Origin of the sequence: Tabrizicola sp. (assembly GCF_031377265.1) — a bacterium.
Lineage (GTDB): Bacteria > Pseudomonadota > Alphaproteobacteria > Rhodobacterales > Rhodobacteraceae > JAUYQR01.
Window position 1 is genome coordinate 1 of record NZ_JANMET010000104.1, and the last position, 9,555, is coordinate 9,555.

The 9,555-nt window shown below is 65.8% G+C and carries 10 protein-coding genes; 8 read left to right on the top strand and 2 right to left on the bottom strand.

The annotated features are described in order from the left end of the window. From leuS to RMO18_RS06055, 6 genes are all read left to right on the top strand, one after another. A partial coding sequence (gene leuS / locus RMO18_RS06030) for a leucine--tRNA ligase (protein WP_309664570.1) occupies nucleotides 1-2,053 on the top strand: 2,053 nt, incomplete at its 5' end. Further along, the gene (gene lptE, locus RMO18_RS06035) at nucleotides 2,040-2,525 is read left to right on the top strand and encodes an LPS assembly lipoprotein LptE (protein ID WP_309664571.1); all 486 of its coding nucleotides are present in this window, start codon (nucleotides 2,040-2,042) and stop codon (nucleotides 2,523-2,525) included. The genes leuS and lptE, both read left to right, overlap by 14 nt. Beyond that, nucleotides 2,522-3,535, top strand: coding sequence for a DNA polymerase III subunit delta (holA, locus tag RMO18_RS06040; RefSeq protein WP_309664572.1), 1,014 nt, complete (start codon nucleotides 2,522-2,524; stop codon nucleotides 3,533-3,535). The genes lptE and holA overlap by 4 nt, the downstream gene beginning before the upstream one ends. Nucleotides 3,536-3,660: 125 nt before the next feature. Continuing rightward, nucleotides 3,661-4,002, top strand: a complete 342-nt coding sequence (locus tag RMO18_RS06045; protein ID WP_309664573.1) for a hypothetical protein — start codon at nucleotides 3,661-3,663, stop codon at nucleotides 4,000-4,002. Further along, nucleotides 3,987-4,376: a hypothetical protein gene (locus RMO18_RS06050; RefSeq protein ID WP_309664574.1), complete on the top strand. Its 390-nt coding sequence runs from the start codon at nucleotides 3,987-3,989 to the stop codon at nucleotides 4,374-4,376. Before RMO18_RS06045 ends, RMO18_RS06050 begins: the two co-directional genes overlap by 16 nt. Before the next feature lie 85 nt (nucleotides 4,377-4,461). Beyond that, nucleotides 4,462-5,364, top strand: coding sequence for a LysR family transcriptional regulator (locus RMO18_RS06055; protein WP_309664576.1), 903 nt, complete (start codon nucleotides 4,462-4,464; stop codon nucleotides 5,362-5,364). Here RMO18_RS06055 and RMO18_RS06060 read toward each other — a convergent pair whose 3' ends face one another. Further along, nucleotides 5,365-6,357: an aldo/keto reductase gene (locus RMO18_RS06060; RefSeq protein WP_309664577.1), complete on the bottom strand. Its 993-nt coding sequence runs from the start codon at nucleotides 6,355-6,357 to the stop codon at nucleotides 5,365-5,367. After that, the gene (locus RMO18_RS06065; protein WP_309664578.1) at nucleotides 6,351-6,728 is read right to left on the bottom strand and encodes a MerR family transcriptional regulator; all 378 of its coding nucleotides are present in this window, start codon (nucleotides 6,726-6,728) and stop codon (nucleotides 6,351-6,353) included. Before RMO18_RS06065 ends, RMO18_RS06060 begins: the two co-directional genes overlap by 7 nt. A gap of 214 nt (nucleotides 6,729-6,942) precedes the next feature. On the opposite strand from RMO18_RS06065, the gene RMO18_RS06070 reads away from it, so the two are divergent. Then, on the top strand, nucleotides 6,943-8,100 hold the full coding sequence (locus RMO18_RS06070) for an ABC transporter substrate-binding protein (RefSeq protein ID WP_309664579.1): 1,158 nt from the start codon (nucleotides 6,943-6,945) through the stop codon (nucleotides 8,098-8,100). Between the two features lie 118 nt (nucleotides 8,101-8,218). Then, entirely contained in the window at nucleotides 8,219-9,205 is a 987-nt protein-coding gene (locus RMO18_RS06075) for an ABC transporter ATP-binding protein (protein WP_309664580.1), read from the top strand. The last annotated feature ends 350 nt before the right edge of the window (nucleotides 9,206-9,555 follow it).

Consider the following 9,555-nt stretch of genomic DNA (forward strand, 5'->3'; position numbering starts at 1 on the left):
GCCCGAAAAGGTCCGCCTGATGCAGGCGAACTGGATCGGCAAGTCGCGCGGGTTGCAGTTCGCCTTTACCACTCACGGCGCGCCCGAAGGCTTTGACCGGCTGGAGGTTTATACCACCCGGCCCGACACACTGCTTGGCGCGTCTTTCGCCGCGATCAGCCCCGATCACCCGTTGGCCAAGCATCTGGAACGCCACGACCCCAAGGTCGCCGCCTTTGTTGCCGAATGCCGTCGCGGCGGCACCAGCGCCGAGGCCATCGAAACCGGCGAGAAGCTGGGGCTGGATACCGGCATCACCGTGCTGCATCCCTTTGACGACACTTGGCAATTGCCGGTCTACATCGCCAACTTCGTCCTGATGGACTACGGCACCGGCGCGATCTTCGGCTGCCCGGCGCATGACCAGCGCGACTTCGAGTTCGCCACCAAATACGGCTTGGCCATCCCGCCGGTCTTTGTGGCCGAGGGTTTGCCCGAGATGCCGCTGGCTGAAGCCTACGTCCCGATGAAATCCGAACGCGTCACCTACGTGCGCGGATTTGCGGGCGAGGCCACGCAAACCGGCGAGGCCGCCGTCATCGCCGCCATCGCCGAATGCGAGGCGCGCGGCATCGGGCGGGGCGTCACCAACTACCGCCTGCGTGACTGGGGCCTGTCGCGTCAGCGCTATTGGGGCTGCCCGATCCCGGTGATCCATTGCGACACCTGCGGCGTGGTGCCCGAGGCCAAGGAAAACCTGCCCATCGAACTGCCCTACGATGTGACCTTCGACAAGCCCGGCAACCCGCTGGACCGTCATCCCACCTGGCGCGATTGCACCTGCCCCAAGTGCGGCGGCCCGGCCCGGCGCGAGACGGACACAATGGATACCTTCGTGGACAGCAGCTGGTACTACGCCCGCTTCACCGCGCCCCACGCCACCACGCCCACCGTTGCCGAAGACGCCGCCTACTGGATGAACGTCGATCAATACATCGGCGGGATCGAACACGCGATCCTCCACCTCCTCTACTCCCGCTTCTTCGCCCGCGCGATGCACAAGACCGGGCATTTGCCCGCCAGTGCCATCGAGCCGTTCAACGCGCTGTTCACGCAGGGGATGGTGACGCACGAGATCTACATGACCCGCGACAGTAGCAAATCAATCATTGCCAAACGGGTTTATCATCTGCCGGACGAGGTCGAAATCTTCAGCACTGAAGAAGGGCGGTTCGGCGTTCTAAAGCTAGCTCTTTACGATTTGCTCAACCTTGCGGGTCATGATCCGAGCGCAAGTAACTTCGATGCGGCAAAGCACTTTGCTGCACTCGAACTGAAAAAAAATGCATCGCCTTTCTTGGTCGACATCACGCCCTCTGCTAAGATGTCGAAATCCAAGAAGAACGTCGTCGATCCCAAGGACATCATCGCCGCCTACGGTGCCGATACCGCCCGCTGGTTCGTCATGTCCGACAGCCCGCCGGAACGCGATGTGGAATGGACCTCCTCAGGTGCCGAGGCGGCGTTCAAGCATCTGTCCCGTGTCTGGACCCTGTGCGACCGCATCGGACAGATGCCCGCCAATCACAACGGCGAAGGCGACGAGGCGCTGCTGCGCGCCACCGCCCGCGCCGTCCATGACGTGACCCATGGCATCGAGAGCTTCGCCTTCAACAAGGCCATCGCCACGCTGTACGGGTTCACCAACACGCTGTCGAAAGCCAACGCCTCCACCGCTACGATGAAACACGCGATCCGCACGCTGGCGCAACTGATGCAGCCGATGACGCCGCATATCGCGGAATCGATCTGGGCCTATCAGGGCGGTGCAGGTCTTTGCGCTCAGGCCCCATGGCCCAAGGCCGATCCGGCGCTCCTCATCGACAATACCGTCACCCTGCCGATCCAGATCAACGGCAAACGCCGGGCAGAAATCAGCGTGCCAAAAGATATGCCCGCAGCAGAGGTTGAAAAGATCGCCCTCGCGGATGAGGATGTGGTCAGGTTCCTAGCCGGTCAGCCGGTGAAGAAAATCATCGTCGTGCCGGGGCGGATCATCAATGTCGTCATTTAACCGCCGCTCCCTTATCCTTCTGCCGGTTGCGCTCGCCGCTTGTGGCTTTACCCCGGCCTATGCGCCAGGCGGGGCCGCGAACAAGCTGCTTGGCACCGTCTGGGTGCAGGATCCGACCGACAAGTATGGCTTTGATCTTGTGGAACGGCTGGAAGAACGCCTTGGCCGCCCCGAAGACCGCCGTTACGATCTTGCCTACACCATCACCACCGAGGCGGTCGGCGTCGGCATCACCACCGAAAACCAGATCACCCGCTTCAACCTGAAAGGCGTGATCGACTACACCTTTTCCGACCATGCCACTGGCGAACGCCTTGCTGGCGGTCGGGTGCAAAGCTTCACCGCCTATTCGGCCACCGGCTCCACCGTGGCGGGGCTGGCCGCCGAAGAAGATGCCGCCCTCCGCCTGATGCGCATCCTTGCCGATCAGATCACCGCCCGCCTGATCGCCGCCTCTGCCAGCTTCCCATGATCCTGAAAGGGGTCGAGGCCAGCCGCTACTTCGCCAAACCCGATCCGGGCCGCGCCGGGCTCCTGATCTTCGGCACCGATCCGATGCGCGTGGCCTTGCGCCGGCAAGAGGTGATCGCCGCCCTGATCGGCCCGCAAGGCGAGGGCGAGATGCGGCTGACGCGGATGTCAGGGGCCGATCTGCGAAAGGATGGCAGCCTCCTCCTCGACGCGATCAAAGCCGTGGGCTTCTTCCCCGGCCCCCGCGTGGTCTTTGTCGAAGATGCCACCGACACGCTGGCCGATCCCATCGCCATCGCCCTGAAGGACTGGAAGCCCGGCGACGCGCAGATCGTCGTCACCGGCGGCAGCCTGACCGGCAAATCCGCGCTGAAAACCCTGTTCGAAAAACACACCGCCGCCATCTGCATCGCGCTTTACGATGATCCGCCCAGCCGCGAGGAGATCGAGGATGCGCTGAAGAAAGCCGGCCTGCGCGATATCGACCGCGAGGCGATGTCCGACCTCACCACCCTCGCCCGCGCGCTTGACCCCGGCGATTTCCGCCAAACGCTGGAAAAGATCGCGCTCTACAAATTCAACGACGCCACCCCCCTCACCCCCGCCGATGTAGCCGCCATGGCCCCCGCCACCATCGAGGCCCAGGTGGATGACCTGATCGACGCCACCGCCGAAGGCCGCGCCAATGCCATCGGCCCGCTGTTCCGGCGGCTAGAGGGGCAGGGCGTGCAACCCGTTACCATCTGCATCGGCGCGCTGCGCCATTTCCGCATCCTGCATGCCGCCGCCTCGGATCCGGGCGGTCCGGGGGTGGGCATCCAGAAGGCGCGGGTGAATTTCAAACAGAAAGACGCGATGGGCCGCCAGGCCGGACAATGGGGCATGCGCGCGCTCGAAGGTGCGGTGGCGCAACTGCTCGAAACCGACCTCACCCTGCGCTCCTCTTCCCGCGCGCCAGGCATGGCGTTGATGGAACGCGCCCTCATCCGTATCGCAATGACCCGGCGCTAGGCCGGATTGTCCTTCCGAAACTGCTGCCCCCCATCAAGCCCGCACCCTCACCTGATCGCCCCCGCCGCGCATTGACTTTGCCCGCCCTCTGCCCGGAACATGGCGCACCCTAAGGACCGAACGCCGTGACCAGCCGCAAACCCGACCCAACCCCGATCCAGACCTTCCTCGCCCCCGTGGCCACGCTGGCCCTGAAGCAGCCGGAGATCGAGGCGTTGGTCTTTTGGGGCGACGCGCAGGGCTGGGACGAGGCCCCGACCGAGGCGCTGGAAAGCGAAGAGATCGCCTTTTACGCCGAAGGCCTGCTGGAAGAGGGCTTCCACATGGTCTGGACCGTGGTCGCCTTGCAGGACACCCCGGCGCTGCCCGACCATATCCGCCTGCATTTCTGGCAAGACGGCGCGCCGCCGCCCGGTCTGCCCGGCGGCTGGCTGCCGCTGGCGCGGGCCGAATGGGCCGGCCGCTGACACCACCTTACAGCCACCACATCACCAACGCCGCCGCCGCAACCCGCGTCGGGCTGATCACGCGCACCGCCATGCCCCGGCGCGCGCATAGCATCAATCGCCATCTGGCCGAACACCGGCGCCGCGACCAACGTCACGACAATCAGACTCTGCACCCCCCAAACCATCGCGCCGAACCAGACGCCTCCCAGGAAACCGCCCAGCAGCGTCGACGGCAGACCCTGCCCCAACCGCAGGAACGACTGTCCCGGTCCCAACGCCACCGCCTTCCTGCAAGCCACGCATTCGGCCCCATCTCGCGCCCGCAAAAAACCATCGAAGCGGCCGCACAGCGCTCACACCCCTTGTCGCACCGGCTGGAATGGTCAGACTGACCCCGGCCCCTTCCTCTTCCCCAAATATCCCACGGGGGTCCGGGGGTGTGAAACCCCCGGGGCATCGCCCCAAGGACACGTGCCAATGGCCTTCACCCTCCGTCAGCTGCAGTTCTTCATCGCCGCCGCCGAGGCGGGGTCCGTTTCGGGCGCAGCACGTGCGCTGTCGATCAGCCAATCCTCGGTCACCGAGGCGATTCGCAGCCTTGAAGACGATCTCGGTGTCACCCTGTTCGACCGTCAGCCCCGCGGCCTGCTGATCACCCACAAGGGCTCGGCTTTCCTGCGCCACGCCCGCCAGATCCTCGCCGATGTGGCCACCGCCCGCTCCACCTTTCAGACCGATGCCGAAACCGCCACCGGCCGGCTGTCGCTGGGCGTGACCAGCCTGGTCGCGGGCTATGTGCTGTCCGACATCCTGGCCCGTTACCGCCGCGCCTTCCCGCAGGTCGATCTCAACGTGATCGAAGACAATGGTGACTACCTGCAGCACCTGCTGATCGGCGGCGAACTGGACGTGGCCGTCCTGCTCACCTCCTCGGTCAAGGACCGCATGGCGCTCAATGTCGAAACCCTGCTCGTCTCGCCCTACCGGCTCTGGCTGCCGCTCGGTCATCCGCTGGCCCAGCAGGAAAGTATCGCGCTGGAGGAACTCGCCGGCTCCCCCCTGATCCAGCTGATGGTCGACGAGATCGAGGAATCGACTCGCCACCTCATCGCCGCCCTGCCGGTGAAACCACAGATCGCCTTCCGCACCCGCAGCGTCGAGGCGGTGCGCTCCCTCGTCGCCACCGGGGCCGGCCTCGCCATCCTGCCCAGCCTGGTCTACCGCCCCTGGAGCCTTGAAGGCGACCGGATCGAGATCCGCGATGTCTCGGGTGATCTGCCCTCCGTGCAGGTGGGCCTCGCCTGGCGCAAGGGCGCACCGCTGTCGCCCCCGGCGTTCAACTTCGTCCGCTCGGCGCAATCGGCCATCGCAACGCTCTGATCAGCGCTCGCGCGGCGGGCCTTCGGGCGCGCGCTCGATCACCGTTTCGATCGCGGCCATCGCGGCCGCGGGCAGGGCGCCAAACGCCAGCGCCCCGGCCAGATCCTCCACCTGCGCCACCGTGCGAAACCCCGGGATCGGCAGCGTCGCCCCAGACCGCGCCCAAAGCCAGCCGATCGCCCCCTGCGCCAGCGACCGCCCGCCCGTCTGCAGCAGGTCGCGCACCGCATCCAGCTGGCGGGCAAGGTCCGGCGTCACCTGCCCATCCTTGAAATAGGCCATCCAGTCGGCGTTCCGGCTGCGCACATCCTGTGCCCCGAACCGCGCACCCGCTGCGATTCTCCCGCCCAGCACGCCCATCGCCAATGGCGAGCGGTTGATCGACAACAGCCCCGCCGCCTCGATCACCGGCAGCAAGGCCTCGGCCCGAAAGAACACGTTCATCGCATGTTCAACCGCCACAAAGCCGGGCCGCTCGGCAAAGGCCATCGCCCGATCGGGGAAGTCCGTGCTCCAGCCATAGGCGGCGATCTTGCCCGCGCAGCGCAGCGCCTCCAATGTCTCGAACACCGTGTCGGCCTCGGAAATCGGCAGGCTGTTCACATGCAGCAGCACCAGATCGATCCGCCCCCGCTGCAACCGCCGCAAAGACGCGTCAATCGACGCCGCGATCCCCGGCAGATCCTCCCCGATCAAGGCCCGCCGCGCCGGATCGATCGCCAGCCCCACCTTGGTCGCTACCCGCACCTCAGGGTGGCCCCGCAACGCCTGTCCCAGCACCCGCTCCGAATGCCCCGCCCCATAGGCTTGCGCGGTGTCAAAGACCCGCATCCCCGCCGCAACCGCGGCATGGATCGCCCGCACGGACTCCGCGTCGTCGACCTCACCCCAGCCTGCTGGCGCACCCCCAGCGGTCCACGGCCCGCCGATGGCCCAGCAACCAAGCCCGAGGCGCGGTACGGTCGTGCCATCCCAAAGTGTCTGTATCAGCATGTCGCACCCCCAATGGTATCGCTGTAGACGCCGATCTTGTGATCAAGGAAGGCCTGGCATGCCTCCACCTCGCGCCGCCGTTCAGCCAGTCGTTCCGCATGATGGTGCAGGATCGCCAGCCGCTCCGCTACAGCACCGGCTGTTGTGGCGTCACTCGTATGAACCAGCATCGCAAACCGCCGCATGTCTGCCATCGGCATACCCGTCGCGCGCAGGCGCTCCAGATTGCGCAGCCACTCGACAGCACCGGCATCGAATCGCCGCCAGCCTCGCGCATCCCGGGGTGCCTTCGGCAGCATTCCTGCCTTTTCATAGAATCGGATCGTGTCGATCGACAGCCCACTGGCCCCGGCGGCATCCTTGATGTTCATTGCATTCCCTTTCGATGCATTGGCCTAGCAAGCTGGACCAACTCCAGGTCAAGCACATTTTTCGCTTGCGACCAAATCGCCCAACCCATCGGAAAACCCGATACCTCTCATCCGCGTTTTGCTATTGCGATTTCTGCCCACGCCCGTAGCGTGATCCGATGACCGGAAAACCGGCGTGCCGCTGCATGTGCGGCCCATCCATAGGGAGACTGCAATGAAGACCCTGAAGCTGATGGCCACCACGGCCCTCTCCATCCTGACCGCCGTCGCCCCGGTGATGGCGCAAGTCACCGCAATCGGTCCCGGCGAAGGCCAGGTAAACATCGTCGCCTGGCCCGGCTACATCGAGCGCGGCGAAACCGACAAGACCTTCGATTGGGTCACCAAGTTCGAGGCCGCGTCCGGCTGCAAGGTGAACGTGAAAACCGCCAACACCAGCGACGAGATGGTCGCCCTGATGAACGAAGGCGGCTTCGACCTTGTCACCGCCTCGGGTGACGCCTCGCTCCGCCTCGTCGCCGGTGACCGCGTCCAGCCGATCAACATCGACCTGATCCCGTCCTGGTCCACTGTCGACGACCGCCTGAAGGACGCCCCCTGGCATACCGTCGATGGCGTCCATTACGGCGTCCCCTACATGTGGGGCCCGAACGTGCTGATGTACAACACCGAGGTGTTCAAGGAGCCGCCAACCTCGTGGAACGTGGTGTTCGAGGAAACAACCCTGCCCGACGGCAAGTCGAACAAGGGCCGCGTTCAGGCCTATGACGGCCCGATCCACGTCGCCGATGCCGCGCAATACCTGATGTTCCACAAGCCCGAACTGGGCATCACCTCGCCCTACGAACTGAACGAAGACCAGTACAAGGCCGCACTCGATCTCCTCCGCGTGCAGCGCGAGCTGACCAGCCGTTACTGGCACGACGCCTTCATCCAGATGGATGACTTCAAGAACGAAGGCGTGGTCGCCTCTGGCTCCTGGCCGTTCCAGGTGAACTTGCTGAAAGGTGAAGGCCAGCCCATCGCCTCGACCATCCCGCAGGAAGGCGCCACCGGTTGGGCCGACACCACGATGATGCATGTCGACGCAGCCAACCCGAACTGCGCCTACCTCTGGATGGAACACACGCTCAGCTCGAACCTGCAATCCGACCTCGCGGTCTGGTTCGGCGCTAACCCTTCCGTGCCCGCCGCCTGCACCGACGGTCGCGGCATGGCCACGGCGGAGACCTGCACCGCCAACGGTCTGGACGATTTCGCGAAGATCAAATTCTGGACCACCCCGGTGTCGAACTGCTCGCAAGGCGACGGCACCTGCGTGCCCTACTACCGCTGGGTGTCGGACTACATCGGCGTGATCGGCGGCCGCTGAACGGTGCGTGAACCCGGGGCCTCGGGTCCGAGGCCCCGGAACCACGCACGCTACCCCCGACCCCAAGCGTAGGGTGCGTGCTCGGCACGCACCGCCCCTTGTCACATCCGGACATCGCATGACCCCTGCCGTCGAATTCAGCGCCGTCTCCCGCCATTTCGGCCCGATCAAGGCCGTGGACGATGTGGATCTGACCATTGCCGAAGGATCGTTCTTCGCCATGCTCGGCCCCTCCGGCTCTGGCAAGACCACCTGTCTGCGCCTGATTTCGGGGTTCGAGAAACCGACCGGCGGCACCATCCGCATCTTCGGCGAGGATGTCTCGAACACTCCGCCGCATCTGCGCAACGTGAACACCGTGTTTCAGGATTATGCCCTCTTCCCGCACATGGACGTGCGCGACAACGTGGCTTACGGGCTGATGGTCAAGGGCACCTCCCGCGCCAAGCGCTACGCTCAGGCCGAGGAAATGCTGGCCCTCGTCAAGCTTGACGCTTACGGGATGCGCAAGCCCGCCCAGCTTTCCGGCGGTCAGCGCCAGCGCGTGGCCCTCGCCCGGGCCTTGGTCAACGAACCCCGTGTCCTGTTGCTCGACGAACCGCTCGGCGCGCTTGACCTCAATCTGCGCGAGGCGATGCAGGATGAGCTGAAGGCCCTGCAACAACGTCTCGGCATCACCTTCGTCTTCGTCACCCATGACCAGCACGAAGCACTGTCCATGGCCGACAGCCTCGCCGTGTTCAACGACGGGAAAATCGCCCAGATCGGCACCCCGCAACAGATCTACACCCAGCCGCGCACCCGTTTTGTCGCCGATTTCGTCGGCTCCTCCAACGTACTGCCCCCCGACCTGACCCGCGCCCTCGGCGGCCCGCCGCAATGGGCCTCGCTCCGCCCCGAGGCCACCCGCCTCGCCGCCACCGGGCCGGTCACCGGCACCGTCACCGCACTTCGCTACCTCGGCGCCGCCACCCGCGTCGTGCTCACCGCCCAGGGCACCGAAATCGCCGCCCTCGTCCCCGCCGGTCAACCCCTTCCTGCCGAAGGTCAGACCACCGCCTTCGCCTTCGACCCCTCGGCCCTCCACCTGATGGAGGCCCCATGACCCCCGCTCCCCAGCAGCCCCGGCCGATTCAGCCCGCAGGCGCCCAACGCCCCGCCGCGACCCCGCACCCCGACAATTTCATCCGTCCAAAAATATCCCCGCCGGAGGCTCCCGCCCGCCAAAACAACGCCGCGCCCGACAGATCAGCGCACCCGGCATCCCCGAACCTGTTGCGGTGGGCAAACATCGCCGCCCTCGTGCCCCACCGGCCCCCCCGTTCCCACCGAAGGCCAGACCACTGCCTTCGACCCCTCGGCCCTCCACCTGATGGAGGCCCCATTACCCCCCCGCCCCAGCAGCCCCCGCCGATTCAGGCCGCCGGCGCCCGACCCCACCCCCCCCCCACCCAC

What these genes read in the sequence shown, in the direction of transcription:
- lptE (WP_309664571.1), top strand. Translation starts at nt 2,040, where the DNA reads ATGTCGTCATTTAACCGCCGCTCCCTTATCCTTCTGCCGGTTGCGCTC.
- holA (WP_309664572.1), top strand. Translation starts at nt 2,522, where the DNA reads ATGATCCTGAAAGGGGTCGAGGCCAGCCGCTACTTCGCCAAACCCGAT.
- RMO18_RS06050 (WP_309664574.1), top strand. Translation starts at nt 3,987, where the DNA reads ATGGGCCGGCCGCTGACACCACCTTACAGCCACCACATCACCAACGCC.
- RMO18_RS06055 (WP_309664576.1), top strand. Translation starts at nt 4,462, where the DNA reads ATGGCCTTCACCCTCCGTCAGCTGCAGTTCTTCATCGCCGCCGCCGAG.
- RMO18_RS06060 (WP_309664577.1), bottom strand. Translation starts at nt 6,357, where the DNA reads ATGCTGATACAGACACTTTGGGATGGCACGACCGTACCGCGCCTCGGG.
- RMO18_RS06065 (WP_309664578.1), bottom strand. Translation starts at nt 6,728, where the DNA reads ATGAACATCAAGGATGCCGCCGGGGCCAGTGGGCTGTCGATCGACACG.
- RMO18_RS06070 (WP_309664579.1), top strand. Translation starts at nt 6,943, where the DNA reads ATGAAGACCCTGAAGCTGATGGCCACCACGGCCCTCTCCATCCTGACC.
- RMO18_RS06075 (WP_309664580.1), top strand. Translation starts at nt 8,219, where the DNA reads ATGACCCCTGCCGTCGAATTCAGCGCCGTCTCCCGCCATTTCGGCCCG.